This is a genomic window from Pyxidicoccus fallax, assembly GCF_012933655.1.
Lineage (GTDB): Bacteria > Myxococcota > Myxococcia > Myxococcales > Myxococcaceae > Myxococcus > Myxococcus fallax.
Genome location: NZ_JABBJJ010000261.1, coordinates 1 through 17,930, shown reverse-complemented (window position 1 = coordinate 17,930; position 17,930 = coordinate 1). Strand labels below are relative to the sequence as shown.

Below are 17,930 nucleotides of genomic sequence, written 5' to 3'. Positions count from 1 at the left end.
GTGGGGGGGCTCGCCGACTCCGCGCTTTCGAGCATCAAGACGTACCCGCGCCCGGGCGTCGAGCTGGATGGGAAGCTCTACTTCGTCGCGGAACCCAACGCGTACGCGGGAGACATCCTGTTTCGCAGCGACGGCACCTCCGCTGGGACGGTCGCGGTGGGCGGCACCACCTCTCTGCGGCAACCCACCCATCTGACCCGGCTCGGAGGACGGCTTCTCGTGGCCGCCAGCGACAACGACACGGGAGCGCGGGCGCTGTGGAGCGTGGACCCGAGCGCGGAGGCCCCCCGGGTGCTCGCGCCCGTCCGGCTCTGGACGGACGATCCGGAGCGGCCCATCGTCACCGCGGGCACGGAGGCCTGGTTCATCTACCCGGAGGATGCGGAGGGGGAATCGCTGTGGAAGACGGACGGGACGCCCGAGGGCACGAGGCGGGTCCGAGGCCTGCGGTCCATCCGGTGGCGCCCGCGGCTGCCCGTCGTGCTGGGCACCCGGCTCTACTTCGCGGCGGCCAGCTCGGCCTGGAGTGGCGAGGAACTCTGGACGAGCGACGGCACCGATGCGGGCACGCGGAAGCTGGTGGCCCTGGACGCACCCGAGGCGTTCGTCTCCTTCTACGACATGGTGACGATGAATGGCCGCCTCTACTTCTGGGCCAGTACGGACGCACTCGGAATCCAGCTCTGGACGAGTGATGGAACGGCGGCGGGAACGCGCGCCCTCGGCCCCGTACCGTCCGAGAGCGGCACGGAGCTTCGTCAGAGGAACACGGCCATCGTGAATGGGACGCTCTTCTTCCCCGTGCATCCCGCGGGGAGGGCACCCGAGCTCTGGAAGAGCGACGGCGGGGCGCCGGTGAGGGTTCGGACGTTTGGCACCTCGGCGCGGGTGGGGCCGCCCATCCACCTCACGGCCGCGGGGGACACGCTGCTGTTCGTCGCGGATGACGGGACGCACGGCTACCAGCCATGGCGCAGTGATGGGACGGCGGAGGGCACGGGGATGTTGAAGAACCTCCGTCCGGACGGCGGGCCCGCCGCGGGCTCGCCGGGGGACTTCTTCCCGCTGGGGACGGATGGCACGTTCGTGTTCGCCGCGTCGGATGGCCTGTCCGGGCAGGAGCTGTGGCGGACGGATGGGACGGCGGCGGGCACCGTGCGCGTGGCGGACATTGCTCCGGGCGTGGCCTCGTCGTCGCCGCTGTGGATGGTGCCCGCGGGTGAGCATCTGTTCTTCCCGGCCTGGAGCGCGGGCTCGGGCACCGAGCTGTGGGCGATGCGCCTGGAGGAGGCCGACATGGAGGCTCCGGTGCTGACCTGCCCTGGGCCCCAGGTGGTCGAGGCGGTGAGCGCACAGGGCGCGCCGGTGAGCTACCCGTTGGCGAGGGTGACGGATGACAAGGACCCGAATCCCAAGGTGACGTACAGCCATGCCTCGGGCGCGGTCTTCATGCTGGGAGTCACCGACGCGAGTGTCACCGCCACGGACGCGGCGGGTAACGCCACGATGTGCCAGTTCGCCGTCCACGTGCGTGACACGACGGCGCCGGCCCTGGAGTGCCCGCCCTCGCAGTCCGCGGTGGCGACGTCCAGCGCGGGTGTTGCCGTGGTGTGGCCGGAGGCGCAGGCGTCGGACGCGGTCTCTCGCCCCGTGACGGTGACCTACGCGCCAGCCAGGGGGAGCGTGTTCCCCGTGGGCACCACCGAGGTGACGGCCACGGCCACGGACTCGAGCGGCAACCCCCGGAGCTGCACGTTCGAGGTGCGGGTGAGCGGCTCGGACACGCCGGACGGCGGAGGGGGGACGAGCCCGCCGCCTCCGGAGGACTCGAGCGGCTGTGGCTGCCAGCAGTCCGGCGGCGCGGGCCTGGGGATGTTCGGGCTGGCGCTGCTGGGCCTGCTGTCCGCGCGGCGCAGGCGCTCCGTGGACACCACGGCCCCGTGAGGCATCGGAGATGAGGCCCTGGCCTCTTCGCGGGCATGGAAGATGGCGTTGAACAACGCCGCGAACGCCAGGGCCCAGATGAACACGAACAGGGCCCCTTCGAGCACGAAGCCCAGGCCGAAGAGCCACAGCAGACCCAGGTACACGAGGCACGCGAGCCCCCAGGCACCGAGCGCGTGCCAGGGGTGCTCCCGGAGCAACAGCATGGGGATGCCAAAGCTCACGCAGGCGAGCGCCGCGTAGCGCCACCCGTGACGGTCGCCGTTCCGGTCGTCATTCATCCGGTGGCGATGTGTTGCACACGGTGGACCACTTCTCCGTCTACACGAGCCAGGGCGCGACGAACGGCTGAGCCGCCTTCACGGCCCCACGCCTGACAGCGTGTCGCCGATGGCTCGCTGGCCGTGACAGCCTGGCACGGTGGAGGTGCACGCTGTCCGGCGAGCCCGGCGGACGAAGGCAGGCACGCACCTTGAAGAGTGGGGTGCCATGCGAAAGACACCCTCCATCCCCTGGGAGCTCGCCCTCTTCGTGGCCGTGGTGCTCGCGGTGCTGGGATACGTGTCGTCGCACATCAAGCTCATCCAGATGCCCGACGGCCATTGGCTGTTCACCCGGACGCCAGGACGCGTCGAATGGAATGGGCGCGGCTTCCGCTACCTTGTCTGGGGCGTCGACACCGTCGTCCGCGTGGAAATCGATACCGACGGGGACGGCGACTATGACCTCCGTGGCGATGACTGGCAGCGGGACCCGCCACGGTGGTGCTGGCAACGGAGCGGTTGGACGTGGGAACCCGTGCCACCCGCGCGTTGCGTGGAAGGCGCGGGCCGCGACTGAGACGGGGAGCCACGAACGTGGGCATCCAGGGCGTCCCAGGGGGAGTCTCACGCGCCGGAGGGCGGCTTCCTCCGGAGCCGGTCCACGAGCTGGTGCCGGATGGGGCGAGACTCATCCGGCGCCACGTGCCGGGCCGCGCTTCGCAGCGTGTGGTGGAGGAGGTCGAAGCGCTTGAGGGTGCCATTCACCCGGTCGGCCACCCGGTTCATCAGGGGCGGCGGCACGGCCGCGGCGACCTCGGCGAGCAGCCGTGCTTCCATCCTGTGCGCCTCGCCCTCGCGGATGCGCAGCGAGCGCCCCGGGTCCAGCGCCAGGGTGGCGTGCTTGTTGCTCAGGTACGAGAGCAGCAGCAGCCGCTCCGCCAGCCGCAGCGTGTGCGTCATCGAGTCCGAGCGCCGCCGGTACAGGAAGAGCGGCTCCGGGATGACCATGCCCGTCAGGCCACGCTCCGCCATGCGCGAGAACACGTCCCAGTCCTCGAACGCCGTGAGCCACTCGTCATAGCCGCCCAGCGCCTCCAGGAGCCGGCGCTCCATCAGCGCCGTGCAGGTGGAGGCCGCGTTGACGACCCACAGCGCGTCGCGGTCGAGGCCCGAGGGAATCCAGCCGCCCACCACGTTCTCCGGTGACTCGCGGAAGTAGGCGACCAGGGACGTGACGTAGCCGAGCCCGGGCGTGGCCTCCATCACCGCCACCGCCTTCTCCAGGAAGGTGGGCTCGATGAGGTCGTCCGGGTCCAGCGGCAGGATGTAGCGTCCCCGCGCCACTCGCAGCCCCGCGTTGCGCGCCGAGCTGAGTCCCCCGTTGCGCTTGCGGACGATGCGCAGGTCCGGCGCGTGGAGCGTGTCCAGCAGCGCCCGGCTCTCCGAGTCCGTGGAGCCGTCGTCCACGAGGACGATTTCGTAGTCCGTGAGGGTCTGCGCGCGGATGGAGCGCAGCGTCTCCGGCAGGTAGCGCCCCATGTTGTAGTAGGGCACCAGGAACGACACGAGCGGCGCGTCCGAGCCCGGGGCGCGTGCCGCCGGCTTCGGTGGGCCCTGGTAGCGCTTCGGGGCGGCGTCGGCCACCGCGGCCTCGACCTGCCTCACGATGCTCGCGGGATGGCAGTATGCGGCGATGCGTGCGCGGGCGTGCTCGCGCGTGGCCTCGCGCGGGGCCGGCGTGCCGAGCGCCTTCTCCAGCACGTCCGTCAGGTGCGCCACGTCACCGGAGCGGAAGAGGAGCCCGCTCCGGCCCTCCTCGATGACCTCCGTCAGTCCGCCCGCGTCGCTGGCCACCACGAGGCAACCGGCGGCCAGGGCACCGAGGCCCTCGTAGGGGAGGTTGTCCCAGAGGGATGGGACGCAGCACACGGCCGCGGTGGCGATGGCGCGCTCGGTGTCGGCGCGGTGCGGCTCGAAGTGGAAGCGCTCGCTCCAGGCGGGGTCGATGCGCCGCTTCAGCCACTGGAGCAGCGAGCCTCCTCCGGGGCCCGTCGGCGTGTCATCGCCGATGAGCCGCACCTGCGCGCGGAGCCCGCGTGCGAAGAGGGCCTGCATGGCGTCGATGAGCAGGTGGACGCCCTTCCGGTACTCCAGCGGCCCGAGGTACAGCACCGAGGGCCGCGGGTGCACCGCGGCGGACTCCGTGGGGAGCGCGAGCGGGTAGGGGACCACGACGCCGCTGTGCCCCGGTCCGAGCCGCTCCAGCAGCGCGCGAGTCGGGGAGAGGACCAGGTCCGCCTCGCGGATGGAGGCGGCCTCGAAGAACTCCTGCTGCGCGGAGTCCTGCGTCAGCGTGGCCACGCGGTTGAGCTTCAGGAGCTCGGCGGTGGGCGTGTGCAGGCGCACCGCGAGCACGGCCGAGGCGAAGTGGCCCAGCGTGCGCTTCGCGCGCAGGGCGAAGAACCCTTCACACTCGCGCTCGGGGAACTCGATGAAGTCGAAGGAATGCCGCGCGTGGAGCGTCTTCAGCGTCGTGTAGACGGCCATCGCGTGACGGAGGGGCGGGTGCGCGAAGGCGCCCGCGAAGCCGCCCTGGAGCTCCTCCACGGCGTGGATGCGCACGCCCGGCGGCTCCGTCAGCCCCCCCGCGACGAGGCCCGCCCGCGGCGCGGTGAGGACGTGGACCTCGTGGCCGGCCTCCGCGAAGGCGCGCGCCATGCGTGAGACATACGTGCCGATGTCTCCCCCGGTGACAGGCGAGAGCGCCTTGGAGACGAGACAGATTCGCAAGGAGAGGACCTCGCCAGGGAGGCGGGCCGCGCCCGCGTGGCAGAAGGTCTCTAGCAAATCGCCCGGCGAGAAGCCTCATCGGGCGGGGTCTCATCCAGACCGGAAGCCCCCCGCTCAAGCGTGGGAAGGCGCCGAGAGGGCCTCCCCCTCCGGAAGCTCCCGCTCCGCCCGGTGCTGCCTCGCGATGAGCATGTAGAGGGATGGCACCACGAAGAGCGTGAACAGGGTACCGATGGACATGCCGCCCACCAGCACGTAGCCGATGCTATTGCGGGCCTCGGCTCCGGGGCCGGAGGCGAAGGTCAGCGGGAGGTGGCCGGCCACCGTGGCGGCGGTGGTCATCAGGATGGGGCGGAAGCGGATCCGCGCCGCCTCCCGGATGGCTTCGAGCTTGCCGAGGCCCGCGAGCTGCTGGACGTTGGCGAACTCCACCATGAGGATTCCGTTCTTGGCGATGAGCCCCACCAGGGTCACCAGCCCCACCTGCGAGTAGATGTTGAGGGTGGTGGTCCAACCCTCCGTGAGAGAGAACCTCAGCCCGGGCGGTCCCTGGAACTTCAGGAACAGGAAGATGAGCGCGCCGAACATGCTGAGGGGCACGGAGCCCGCGAGGATGACGAAGGGATCCCTGAACGAATTGAACTGGGCCGCCAGCACCAGGAAGATGAGCACCAGCGCCAGCCCCATCGCGGGCAGGAACCTCCCGGCCTCTTCTCGCAGCTGCCGCGCCTCGCCGGTGTAGTCCACGCGGAAGCCCTCCGGGAGCAGGCGTGCCGCCGAGTCCTCGAGGACGCTCAGGGCCCCATCGAGAGAACGGGTGAAGACCCCTGAAATCTTGATGGAGTTGAGCTGCTGGAAGCGGTTGAGCGTCCGTGGCTCGATGTCGCGCTGGAGCGTGGCGATGGAGCGCAGCGGCAACAGCTCCCCCTTGGGGCCCCTCACCCGGAGGTCGGCGAGCTGCGACTCGTCCAGCCGGGCCGCGCGCTCCACCTGCGGAATGACCTTGTAGCTGCGCCCTTCGAGGTTGAAGCGGTTGACGTAGTCCCCACTGAGCAACGCGGAGAGGTCCGCGCCGACCTGCTGCATGGTCAACCCCAGCGCCGCGGCCTTGTCGCGGTCGATGACCACCTCGTGGCGCGCCTGGTCGATACGCACGTCGACGATGGGCGGAAACGCGAACTGCCCGCTCGCCACCGCCTCCTGGACGATCTGATCGCCCAGGCGCACCAGCTCCTCATGCTCACGCGTCGAGGCAATGACGAACTCGACCGGGAACTGGCCGGCGCTCGGCAGCGATGGCGGCAGGAACACCGGGGCCCGGATTCCCGTCACCGTGGCGAGCTTCTGGTTCAGCTCCGCTTCCATGTCGAAGACGGTGCGCTCGCGCTCCGTCCAGGGCTTCACCAGCATCCCCCCGAAGCCTCCACTCGGGAAGGTGATCTGGAAGCTGTGCATGAACTCCGGCGTGCTCTTGAAGTGTGCATGGACCTGGTCGGTATAGAAGCTGACCTGCTCCAGCGAGGCGTTCGCTGGAGCCTCGATGGCGCCGAACACCACGCCCTGGTCCTCCAGCGGGGCCAGCTCCTTGGGCGCGAACAGGTACATCGGGACCACCAGGAGCGACAGGAGGATCCACACCGCGTAGACCGCGGGCCGCAGCCCCAGCGTCGCATCGAGCGCGCGCAGGTAGCCGCGCCTGACGGCCTCGAAACCCCGGTCGAGCAGCTCGCCCACCCGTCCCCGGCCGTGCTCGGGGCGGATGAGCTTCGAGGACATCATGGGCGAGAGCGTGAGCGCGACGAAGCCCGAGACGAACACCGCGCCCGCCAGGGTGAAGGCGAACTCCCGGAAGAGCGCGCCGCTCAGCCCGCCCTGGAGACCGATGGGCGCATACACGGCGGCGAGGGTGATGGTGATGGCAATCAGCGGCCGCACCAGCTCCCGTGCGCCCAGCAACGCGGCCTTCAGGGGCGTCTCACCGAGCCGCACACGGCGCTCGACGTTCTCCACCACGACGATGGCATCGTCGACGACCAGCCCCACCGACAGCACGATGGCGAGCAGCGTGAGCAGGTTCAGCGTGAAGCCCAGCAGCTGCATCAGGAACACGCCGCCCACCAGCGAGAGCGGAATGGCAATCACCGGGACGAGCGAGGTCCTCAGCGAGCCGAGGAACAGCAGGATGACGAGGATGACGATGAGGATGGTCTCGCTGAGCGTCTTGAGGACTTCGTTCAGCGCGTCGTCGATGTAGGTGGTGGCGTCATAGGCGATATGGGCCTGCATCCCGCTGGGAAGCTCGCGCCGGACGAGTTCCATCTCCTCGCGCACGCTGCGGATGACGTCGAGGGAGTTGGCGGTGGGGAGCACCCAGATGCCCATGAAGACGGCGCGCTCTCCCGAGAAGCGGACGGCCTCGTCGTAGCTCTCCGCGCCGAGGACCACGTCCGCCACGTCCTCCAGGCGGACCACCGCGCCGTTCCGCTCGCGGACGATGAGCTTCTTGAACTGGTCGGCCGAGCGCAGGTCCGTGGTCGCGGTGATGTTGGCCTGGACCAGCGCGCCCTTGGTCTGCCCGACGGCGGTGAGCGCGTTGTTCGAGGCGAGCGCCTGCCGGACCTCCGAGGGGCTCACGTTGAAGGCGGCCAGGCGCTCCGGCTTGAGCCAGGCCCTGAGCGCGAAGGTACGGCCGCCGAGGAGGTCCGCGCGCTGGACGCCGTCGATGGCGGAGAGCCGGGGCTGGACGATTCGGATGAGGTAGTCGGTGACCTGATTGTCGTCGAGGATGTCCGAGCCGAAGCTCAGATACATCGCCGCCACGGCGGCGTCCGAGGGTTCTATCTGGATGGACGGGACTTCGGCCTCGGGCGGCAGGTCGGTGCGGACCTGGTTCACCCGCGAGGAGATGTCGGCCAGGGCATCGGCGGCGTTGAAGTTGAGCTTCAGGCGCACGTTGATGGTCGACAGCCCCTGGACGCTCTGCGACTCGATGTAGTCGATGCCGCCCGCGGCCGCGACGGCCCGCTCGATGGGCGTGGTGATGAAGCCGCGCACCAGGTCGGCGCTGGCGCCCAGGTAGACGGTGCGAATCGTCACCGTGGCGCTCTCGACCTTCGGGTACTGCCGGACGCTCAGCGTGCGGATGGCCTGGAGGCCGCCAATCACCACGAAGAGGTTGACGACGATGGCCAGCACGGGCCGGCGCACGAAGATGTCGGTCAGTGCCATGTCACCGGTTCTCGGGCTTGGGGTCGCGCTCGGGTCGCGGCATGGCGGAGTCGTCCACGACCACGGGCGTGCCGTTGCGGAGCTTGAACGCGCCCGCGGTCACCACCCTCGCGCCCGGCTCCAGGCCTTGCAGGATGGAGACGAAGTCGCCGCGTGCCGATCCCAGGCGCACGAACTGCTGGCGTGCGATGTGGACCGGCTTCCCGTCGGGGGTCCGGTCCATGCCCGGAGTGCCCGGCTTCTTCTCTTCGATGACGAACACGGAGTCGCCGTACGCGGCGTGCACGACGGACGTGGCGGGGACCGTGACGACGTCGAGCTTCTCCGGCGTCACCACGGTCACATCGACGAACATGCCGGGTTTCAGCCGCCCGTCCGGTTGGGTGACCCGGGCCCGGAGTGCCAGGTTGCGCGTGGCCACGTCGACCGTCGGCTCCACGGCGAGCAACTTCGCGGCGAGCTCGGTCCTGGGGGACGCACTGAAGCCGACCCGGACCGGCATGCCCGACTGGACCCTCGACACGTCCTGCTGGGGCAAGGAGAAGTCCACCAGGAGGTCGTCGACGGCATCGAGCACCACGAGTTGCGTGCCGGGATTCAGGAACTGACCGACGCTGACGTTGCGGATGCCCAGGCGCCCGGTGAAGGGGGCGCGGATGATCTTCTGATGGAGTCGCGCCTCGAGCGCGGAGACCTCGCCCGCGGCGATGTTGTAGGCGGCTTCCGCGTCATCCAGGGCGGACGGGGTCAGCACTCCCCCCTTCTGAAGGGCCCTGGCGCGGTGCAGGTCCGCCTGGGCGTCGGCGAGCCGCGCCCGTGCGGTCCGGAGCTGCGCGCGCTCGATGCGGGCGTCGAGTTCGAAGAGCACCGCGCCCTCCTGCGCCCGCGCGCCGGAGCTGAAGGCAATCCGCTCGACCACCCCCGGCACCTCGTTGCGAATCGCGACGCTCTCGATGCTGGTCACGGTGCCCACGGCCTGAAGCGTCCTCTCCCAGGTGTCGGCCTGGGCCACCGCCGAGCCGACCGCTTCCGGCGGCGGCCCCAGGGCCTCCATCTGCTGGCCGTAAGCGATGAGCTGGGAGATCTGGAGGAACTTGATACCGGCGAGGCCTCCGACGAAAACGAGCAGGCCCACGCCCACCAGCGCATACCGCCGAGCCCTTCTCCACCGGGTGATTGAGTCGTGGCCCACCTTCGGGTCCTCTCACGCCCACCAACCACGGGCGAGGTCGATGTCGCCCGCCCAAGCTGCGCACGTGGCTCCGGAGATGAAGCGAGACCCGAGCCCCGTGCATGTGCCGAACGCTCAACAGCGCCTGGCTCACCCGTGACAATGTCGGGTCCTTGAACGCGGGCCTGGACTCTTGTTGGATCAACCGGAGGGCCTGCCCGTACCGGCCCACTTGCCCGAACCCCGTTTCACACTTCAATCCGTCGCGGAGCTGCCCGCGCTGCTCGCGGCTCGAACGGCTAGGACGCGCTGAACCATGAACCGTCAAATCCTGGGCATCGCGGCACTCGCGCTCATGTCGTGTGTGGGCACGGTCTCGGGTTGCCTGGAGTACCGCAGCGCGTCCCTGCTCACGCGGGTGGGGGTTCCGGAGACGGGGGTGGTGGTGGGCCGCGATTGGACGGGTGGCAAGTCCACCAGCTACTTCCTCGATGTCCGGCTCTCGGAGGACAGCGTGCAGCCGCACCTGGAGTCACGCATCGAGGTGGGCCAGGGGCACTACAACCAATACGCCGAGGGCTCCACCGTGAAGGTGCTGGTGGATCCGCGCCCGGGGAAGACGGCGATGATCCTCGCGAGCCACCCCGGCGCGACGGAGAAGCCATTGTTCACCATGTTGAGCCTCGGCCTGCTGTGCGCGGTGTGCGTGACGCTCCTGGTGGTACGGCTGCGCGGAAGGACCGTGTCCTGAAGCACGGCCCCTCGCACGACGAGATGGGAGCGCTGTCTTCCAGCCCACGGGTTCGTGCGGAAGCGACTGGCAAGCGACGGCGTATCAGCCATCTGGGGCAATAGTCAGAACCTGCCTCCTGCTCGTTCAATGCGCGGCCAGATCGAACAAAGGGGGCCTTATCAAAAAGGCATTCACTCAGTTGATGTTGTCGCTCACCGTGGCGTTGCTGGTGGGCTGCGCTGACTCTCCTTCCGATTCGGGTTCGGCCCGATTCGCAGTCTCCGCGCCTCAATCCCTCTCATCCAGCATCGCCCGCGTCCTCATCATCTCCGGCGGTCCGGACATCCGGTCCGTGGGAGTGGACCTCGTGCAGACGAACGGGGTGTGGGGCGGCACCATCGGCAACCTCCCCGTGGGCACCGACCGTGCCTTCGCGGCGCGGGCCTTCGATGCCTCGGGCACGCTGCTGTTCGCGGGCTCCGCCGCCGGCGTCACCATCTCCGCCGACCAGACGACCCTCGTCGCCATCACCCTCCAGCAGGTCGACCCGCCGCCTCCTTTCGAGAACGAAGCCCCCGTCATCGATTCCCTGGTGACCTCTTCCACCTCCGTGTTCCCGGGCGGCTTCATCTTCCTGACGGCCACGGCGCATGACCCCAACCCCGACGACACGCTCACGTACACCTGGAGCGCCACCGCGGGTACCTTCTCCTCGCCCTCCGAGGCCTTCACCACGTGGATGGCGCCCGAGTCCATGGGCATCCAGAAGCTGACCTTCACCGTGACGGACTCGCGGGGCCTGTCGTCCAGCATCACCCTGGCCGTCAACGTCGTCTTCGACGAGGTGGGAGAGGCGGAGCTGGCCATCTCTTTCAATAGCTCCCCCCGGGTGGACACCATGGAGGCCACGCCCACGTGGCTCGTGGTGGGGCAGCCCGCCCTCGTCTCCGTCTCCGCTTCCGACCCGGATGGGGACAGCCTCTCCTATTCCTGGAGCGCCACCTGCGCGGGTTCCTTCAGCGACGCCTGGTCCAACACCACCCAGTTCACTCCCGCGATCCTGCCCGCTGGCGCTTGCAACAACTGCCGCCTGACGGTCTCTGTCTCGGACGGGCGGGGAGGACAGACCACGGGCACCGTCGCCCTGTGTGTCAGCAACGCGCCCGAGACGCAGCGCTTCGAGCCCGCCATTCTCCGCTCCTACCGTTCCTCGGACACGGCGACCCCGGGACAGGTGCTCACCTTCGAAGTGTTCGCCAGCGATCCGCAGGGCGCGCCCCTCTATTTCGCTTGGGAGGCCAATTCAGGCTGGCCAGGCACACCGACCCGGGACGGCTCCCGCAGCCGCATCACCTGGACGGCTCCCGCCTGTGTCAGTGCCCCACCTTCCATCACCGTCACCGTGAGGAACACCTTTGGCCTGACGGCGACGCGGAGCTTCACGGTGGCCGGGCTGCCGGCCTGTCCCCCCGTGGGGAGCTGGGAGCCGACGGGCTCCATGACCCAGACCCGCCACGACCACACGGCCACGTTGCTGACCGACGGCACGGTCCTCGTCAGCGGGGGAGTGGTCGACGATGACATCTGGGAGCCTGGAGGGGATGTCGCGTACAAGACGGCGGAGGTGTACGACCCGGTCACGGGCACCTGGAGCGTCACCGGCTCCATGGCAGAGGGGCGCGCCAATCACACGGCGACGCGGCTGCCCGACGGCAGGGTTCTCGTCGTGGGGGGCAGCAGCGACCACCTCCCGACAGCGGAGCTGTATGACCCGGCCACGGGCACCTGGAGCGCCACCGGCTCCATGGCCGAGCATCGCGAAGAGCACACGGCGACGCGGCTGCCCGACGGCAGGGTCCTCATCGTCGGAGGCTGGAGCGGCTCCGGCCATCTCGCGACGGCGGAGGTGTATGACCCGGCCACGGGCACCTTCAGCCCCACCGGCTCCATGGCCGCGCCTCGTGAAGAGCACACGGCGACGCTGCTGCCCGACGGCAAGGTCCTCGTCGTCGGGGGCTGGAGCGGCTCCGGCCATCTCGTGACGGCGGAGGTGTATGACCCGGCCACGGGCACCTTCAGCCCCACTGGATCCATGGCCGAGCCGCGCGAAGCGCACACGGCGACGCTGCTGCTCAACGGCAAGGTCCTCGTCGCGGGGGGAGCCCTCGGCCAGCTCCCGACAGCGGAGCTGTATGACCCGGCCACGGGCACCTTCAGCCCCACCGGCTCCATGGCCGAAGGCCATGACTCCCACACGGCGACGCTGCTGCCCGACGGCAGAGTCCTCGTCGCGGGGGGATTCGGCGACATGCTCTATGGTGCCCATGAGCTGGCGGAGGTGTACGACCCGGCCTCGGGTACCTGGAGTTCTGCCGGCGCCATGGCCACGCGTCGCGGAAGCCACACGGCGGTGCTGCTGCTCAACGGCAAGGTGCTCGTCGCGGGGGGATACACCCCGGATGGCAACTACCAGTACGCGGAGGCGGAGCTGTACACGGCCTGGAGCCCGTGAGTCATTGGGAGTTGGCCACACCGGGCGAGGCGCTGGAGCCTGAAAGCACAGGGGCTGGAAACCGCTGGGAGTTCAGCGGCTTCCGGCCCCTGCCGCCTGGGAGGCGGCGCTGACCGTCAACGACGGTGGGTGATGAGTGTGTCCTGCGCCGCGCAGGCGGGCCGCACCTGGAGCCGCTGCCGCTCCGGCGTCCGCCGCCCTAACTGCTCCCTCCTTGTCGAGGTCCTTCTCAGACAAGGGGGGAACATGTCCGGGTATCGCTTCATCTCAGGGCTCGTGGGGCTGGGAATCCTGCTGGGCTTCTCCCAGCCCGTCGAGGCCGCGTGCACCTACGCGGCCTGCACCTCACTGTCGTCCGTCGACCACACCTTCACCTCGGGCACGCGGTGGACCTTCTCCGTCCAGAACTGCCCGTGTGAGGGGTTGACCATCAGGAATGCCTACTTCACGCCCCGGGGAGGCACGTCGCGCCTGGTGCTCTCACAGGCGGCCATCGCGGAGATTCACGTCCCCTACCTCGTGGGCACGCCCCGGCTCCTGGACGTCACCCGGGATTCCGAGGGGCTGGGCGTCAGGGCCCTCCAGCTGAACCAGGCGGAATGCGCGGGAGGCACGCGCCTGGCCAGCAACCGCATCTGCATGAACGTCGAGGACCGCGGCTACGCCTGGAAGATGTCGACCAGCTTCCAGCTGGGCGAGCTCGTCTCGGTGAGCATGGCCTCGCAGCTCGGCACGTACATGTACATCAACCGGTGGGAGTTCCACGATGATGGAACCCTCCAGCCCATGCTGGGGATGACGGGCCGGCTCGCGTATTACGGGACGACCGCGGCCCATGCGCCCTATGGCAGCCGTGTGGACGCCGTGGCGAACCCGACGCCGTCCTATGGGCTCACCCACATGCACAACGTCTACTACCGGCTGGACTTCGACCTCGGTGGGTCCTCGAACGATGCCATCGCACGGATGACCCTCCAGCCGTCCATGGCCCCGTCTCCCGATAGCACCTGCTCCACGCCGGGAACGTGCTGGACGAACGTGGAAACGCCCATCCTGACCGAAGCCGCCCACAACATCGTCGCCGAGAACTATTCGACGTGGCACATCTACGACAAGCAACTCACCAACAGCGACGGGCGCAACGTGGGCTATGAGCTCGTCCCCAAGCTCGACGGACTGTGGACCGGACAGGTCACCACCGCTGAGCCCTGGTCCGAGCACGAGGTCTGGGTCACCCGGTTCAACGACTGCGAGACGCTCGCGGCGAGGAACGTCCCGCCCCACATCCGGCCGACCTGTACCTCCGCTCCCGCGCACGTGGGCGCCATGGTCGACGGTCAATCCGTGGATGGACAGGACCTGGTGGTCTGGTACGTCAACCGGCACCTGCACACGCCTCGTGACGAGGACGAGGTCAACATGCCCACCGAGTGGATGTCCTTCGTGCTCAAGCCGAGGAGCTTCCACTACCGGAACCCGCTCGAGCCCTGAGCGCGGGCCGGAAGCGGGACGCGTTGACCGGACACCAGGCGCACCTGATTCGGTGTCTGGCCTCGAACGGCGGGGGAAGAGCCACCGCCAGCCAGTCCATCGAGTGCGGTATGGAAGCGAACGGCGGCTTTCTCAACCTCATGCTCACGGAGTAGCAATCATGCCCAGCAAGCTCGCACCGTTTCTCTGGTTCAACGACAACGCGGAAGAAGCCGCTGAGTTCTACCTCGGCGTCTTTCCGCATGCGCGCAAGGTGAAGGAGCTGCGCTCGAAGGGCGTCGGGCCCTGGCCGGAAGGGAAGATCGCGACCATCGTCATCGAGCTCGAGGGCCAGGAGATGACGTTCATGAACGGCGGGCCCGCGCACCAGCTCACGCCTGCGTTCTCGTTCTTCGTGCGTTGCGATTCGCAAAAGGAGCTCGACTCGTACTGGGAGAAGCTGATGGCGGGGGGTGGCAAGCCCATGGCCTGTGGCTGGCTGACCGACCGCTTCGGCCTGTGCTGGCAGGTGGTGCCACGCAATGTCGAGGATCTGGTGAGCCATCCCAAGGCCATGCAGGCCATGATGGGCATGATCAAGATGGACATCGCGGCGCTGGAAGCCGCGGCGCGCGAGAGCTGAGCACTCCCTGGTTCGCGCTCAGCCCGTCCGCATGTTGGACTCCAGAGGGGCCGCCCCGTTACGTTCCTGGCGCCTGTAATCGAGAGGCATCTACGGGGTGCGTGATGGCATACATGCTGTTGATCATGGAAGAGGGCGGGCGGAAACAGAGCCGGACGGCGGAGCAGGGGCGTCGCGAGATGGAGCGGATGGTGCGCTTCGTGGAAGACCTCAAGGCCCGAGGGATATGGAAGGCCAGCGACTCGCTCCGTTCCGCTTCGGAAGGGGTGCGGATCGAGGTCCGCGGCGGCAAGCGCACCCTGCTCGATGGGCCGTTCACCGAGTCCAAGGAGATCGTCGGGGGATTCATCCTCTTCGATTGCCAAGGCCGGGAGGAGGCGCTCGCAATCGCGAGCGCGTGTCCCGCGGCCGAGTGGTCGACGGTCGAGTTGCGTGAGATCGGCGTCTGCTATGACGGGGACTGAAGAGCCGTCGCTAGAATGGACAGGGGCGAGGGCTGCTCGCCATCGCTCGTCACCAGGAACGGGCGGGGCCCATGCGTCCACGCCCGCTCAGACCTGCTGGAGCATCTGCCGCAAGGAGACGGTCCGGGGTGATGGCTCGCGGTCGGTCAGTCCTCGGAGGAACGTCAGCGACGCCGGGAGCGTCCGCGAGAGGTGCCAGGAGTTTGTTTCACGGAGGCCGTGTCAACAGTCGGGCCCGGCTTTGCTGTCGACGTCTCCGCGGGGACGGGAGCAGCCTCCCGTCCCCGTGAGGCCGCGGCTTCGATGCGTGCCAGCCGGTGGTCCAATTCCTGTCGCCACAGCGCCTGCGTGCGCACGTGCTCCCGCTGCACGTCGTGGATGGTGGCGAGCGCGTCGAGGATGGACTCGTTGAACTCCACCTGCTTGCGCAGCACCTCGTTGATGAACGGCTGGAACACACCCCGGAAGGCCCGCTTGGACACGACGAGCGCCAGCCCCACGAGCCCGCCCCGGTGCGACGTCGCCGGCTCGGCGTAGCGGCTGTCCATCTTCCCGCGCGCCTCCTGAAGCAGCGCCGGCCACGGCGCGGGCGTCGCGGGCTTGGACGCGACCTCCAGCGAGCGGCGCAGCGACTCACGCGCCTCCTCCGACGGCTGGGGCAGCTTTTGTGTCTCACGCACCACGTCCTCGGCCGACGGCGCGCGGGTGAGCAGATCTTCAGGTCGCACGAGTCACTCCTCCCAGCAGGGCACGCACGGCATCCGCGGAACGCGACGGCTCCAGCACCACCAACCGTTGCCCCAATTGCTGACGAGCCTGCTCGATGGAGGGCCCCGAGAGCGAGGATTCATACGCCCCCCAGGCCCGCTCCTTCACGTGGGGCAGCACCGCTCGCGCAACCTCCGTGTCCACGCCCAGCAACACCACCGGAGCCGAGGACACCCGCACCGCCGTCTCCAGCGATGATGAACCGGGCAGCGACGCGGGCGCACGTCCCGGCGGCTGATCCGCGGTGAAGTGCCACACGGGCACGCCACCCACGTTCTCCGGCCCCAGCTCCAACGAAGGCTCCGCCCCACGGGGCCGCAGCGCGAGGATGCGAGCCCCTGGCAGCTTCTCCGCGAGGCTCCGCACCAATCGCGACGCCGGCGCATCGGGCCGCACTGTGAACCCGGGGCACACCAGCTCCACCGACGCGGCCGAAGCCTCCGACGACGCGGAAGGCGCGCTCCGTCCGGAGAGCATGTCCTCGAACGCCGCCCGCACCTGCTCGGCCACCGCGTCCTGCGACAGCGACGCCAGCCGAGCCCGCTGCGCCGCGATGACCTGCCCGCGCAGCGCCACGTTGCGCTCCATCACCGCGAGCAGCTCCGCCACCTCCGCCGGGTCATCCGACAGCGTGGTCAGTCCCGCACCGCCCATCGTCTCCGGCACGGCCGCGGCGCCGTACGCCACCACGGGCACGCCCCGGTACATCGCCTCCAGCAGCGGCACCCCGAAGCCCTCGTGCCGGCTCATGGACAGGTACGTGGTGGCCGTGGCGAAGCACGCGGACAGCTGCGCCGCGCTCACCCTGCCGAGGAAGCGCACCCGGTCCGCGCCGAGCACGTCCTTCAGCCCGTGCAGGTACGCGCCATACGCGCCGTCTCGGTGCAGGTACCCCGCCACCACCAGCCGGCTCATCGGCTGGTACAGCTTCTGGTACGCGGTGAAGACGCGCAGCACGTCGTCCACCTTCTTGCTCGGCACCGCGCGCCCCACGAAGAGCACGTTGGCGCAGCCGTCCCCCAGCTCCGCGTGGAGCGCCGGGTCCGGCGGCGTGTCGAACGCCTTCCAGTCGATGGCGAAGGGCAGCACCGACACGTTCCGGTATCCCGCCGCCACCAGCTCCTCCGCGCTGAAGCGCGAATAGGCGAACGCGCGCTCCACATGCGGCCGCAGCGCCAGCAGTTCGTCCCGGGCGCCGTCGCACGCGGCGGCCACCTTCCGCTCGAACCCCTCGAACAGCCGAGCAGGCGTCACGTTGTGGTACACGAGCACCTTGCGGCCGGGCGCCCGGGCGATGAACGGCACCAGGCGCGACTCGAAGCTGTGGTGCACCACCAGCACCGCGTCCCTGCCTGCTTCGCGCGCGTAGTCACGCACCGGCCGCACCTGGTCCTTGCAGGCGTCGTCCCACGTCTCCGCGAAGATGTCCGACGCATGCCCCCAGCGGCGCAGCAGGCCCTGGAGGTAGCGCACCTGGTTGCCCACCGCGTCGCCCCAGGCGAGCCGGGGGAGAATCTGGTGGATGGGGGAGCCTCGTCCGTCAGCACTCACGGCCGGACCCCTTACAGCCGCGAGGGGCGAGCACACAAGCCCGAGCCCCCGCCGCCTTGACGGTACCGGACCCCTCCTATACGCAGACACCCTCTCCAAGCATTCAAGGTCGGCGGGTCATGAACGTACTGGTGACAGGAGGCTGTGGCTTCATCGGCTCCAATCTCGTGAAGTACCTGCGGCGCGAGCGGCCGGATTGGACGGTGGTCAACCTCGACAAGCTCACGTACGCGGGCAACCTCGAGAACCTCTCCGAGCTGGAGGGTGACCCCCGCCACGTCTTCGTGCGCGGCGACATCGGCAACCGCGAGCTCGTCGAGCACCTGATGGCGGTGCACTCCATCGACGCCGTCATGCACCTGGCCGCCGAGAGCCACGTGGACCGCTCCATCC

At 69.3% G+C, this 17,930-nt stretch carries 13 protein-coding genes; 8 read left to right on the top strand and 5 right to left on the bottom strand.

The window, feature by feature from the left end; all coding sequences use genetic code 11:
* Both HG543_RS38365 and HG543_RS38360 read left to right on the top strand, forming a co-directional pair.
* On the top strand, window positions 1-1,944 hold a 1,944-nt coding region (locus HG543_RS38365; RefSeq protein WP_169349885.1), incomplete at its 5' end, for an ELWxxDGT repeat protein.
* 489 nt (window positions 1,945-2,433) lie between these two features.
* On the top strand, window positions 2,434-2,784 hold the full coding sequence (locus HG543_RS38360; RefSeq protein WP_169349884.1) for a hypothetical protein: 351 nt from the start codon (window positions 2,434-2,436) through the stop codon (window positions 2,782-2,784).
* A gap of 47 nt (window positions 2,785-2,831) precedes the next feature.
* Here the strand turns inward: HG543_RS38360 and HG543_RS38355 are convergent, their stop codons facing one another.
* The 3 genes from HG543_RS38355 to HG543_RS38345 all read right to left on the bottom strand — a co-directional run bounded on the left by HG543_RS38355 (window position 2,832) and on the right by HG543_RS38345 (window position 9,417).
* Window positions 2,832-4,997, bottom strand: coding sequence for a glycosyltransferase (locus HG543_RS38355; protein WP_246357589.1), 2,166 nt, complete (start codon window positions 4,995-4,997; stop codon window positions 2,832-2,834).
* A gap of 114 nt (window positions 4,998-5,111) precedes the next feature.
* A complete protein-coding gene (locus tag HG543_RS38350) occupies window positions 5,112-8,225 on the bottom strand; it encodes an efflux RND transporter permease subunit (protein ID WP_169349883.1) in 3,114 nt (1,037 codons plus the stop codon).
* 1 nt (window position 8,226) lies between these two features.
* Window positions 8,227-9,417: an efflux RND transporter periplasmic adaptor subunit gene (locus HG543_RS38345; RefSeq protein WP_169349882.1), complete on the bottom strand. Its 1,191-nt coding sequence runs from the start codon at window positions 9,415-9,417 to the stop codon at window positions 8,227-8,229.
* Window positions 9,418-9,712: 295 nt separating this feature from the next.
* Here HG543_RS38345 and HG543_RS38340 point away from each other — a divergent pair, with 295 nt between their 5' ends.
* The 5 genes from HG543_RS38340 (at window position 9,713) to HG543_RS38320 (ending at window position 15,218) form a co-directional block, all read left to right on the top strand.
* Complete coding sequence (locus tag HG543_RS38340) at window positions 9,713-10,147, top strand: hypothetical protein (RefSeq protein WP_169349881.1); 435 nt, start codon at window positions 9,713-9,715, stop codon at window positions 10,145-10,147.
* A 160-nt stretch (window positions 10,148-10,307) separates the two neighbouring features.
* Window positions 10,308-12,641: a Kelch repeat-containing protein gene (locus HG543_RS38335; RefSeq protein ID WP_439332615.1), complete on the top strand. Its 2,334-nt coding sequence runs from the start codon at window positions 10,308-10,310 to the stop codon at window positions 12,639-12,641.
* A 246-nt stretch (window positions 12,642-12,887) separates the two neighbouring features.
* Complete coding sequence (locus tag HG543_RS38330) at window positions 12,888-14,132, top strand: copper amine oxidase (protein WP_169349879.1); 1,245 nt, start codon at window positions 12,888-12,890, stop codon at window positions 14,130-14,132.
* 160 nt (window positions 14,133-14,292) lie between these two features.
* Complete coding sequence (locus tag HG543_RS38325; RefSeq protein ID WP_169349878.1) at window positions 14,293-14,754, top strand: VOC family protein; 462 nt, start codon at window positions 14,293-14,295, stop codon at window positions 14,752-14,754.
* A 113-nt stretch (window positions 14,755-14,867) separates the two neighbouring features.
* Entirely contained in the window at window positions 14,868-15,218 is a 351-nt protein-coding gene (locus HG543_RS38320; protein WP_246357588.1) for a YciI family protein, read from the top strand.
* Between the two features lie 164 nt (window positions 15,219-15,382).
* Here the strand turns inward: HG543_RS38320 and HG543_RS38315 are convergent, their stop codons facing one another.
* Both HG543_RS38315 and HG543_RS38310 read right to left on the bottom strand, forming a co-directional pair.
* Complete coding sequence (locus HG543_RS38315; RefSeq protein ID WP_343073542.1) at window positions 15,383-15,946, bottom strand: hypothetical protein; 564 nt, start codon at window positions 15,944-15,946, stop codon at window positions 15,383-15,385.
* Window positions 15,936-17,537 (bottom strand): glycosyltransferase, encoded by a 1,602-nt coding sequence (locus tag HG543_RS38310; RefSeq protein ID WP_343073541.1) that lies wholly within the window; start codon window positions 17,535-17,537, stop codon window positions 15,936-15,938. Before HG543_RS38310 ends, HG543_RS38315 begins: the two co-directional genes overlap by 11 nt.
* A gap of 119 nt (window positions 17,538-17,656) precedes the next feature.
* Here HG543_RS38310 and HG543_RS38305 point away from each other — a divergent pair.
* The coding region (locus HG543_RS38305) for a GDP-mannose 4,6-dehydratase (RefSeq protein ID WP_169349876.1) at window positions 17,657-17,930 on the top strand (274 nt) is incomplete at its 3' end.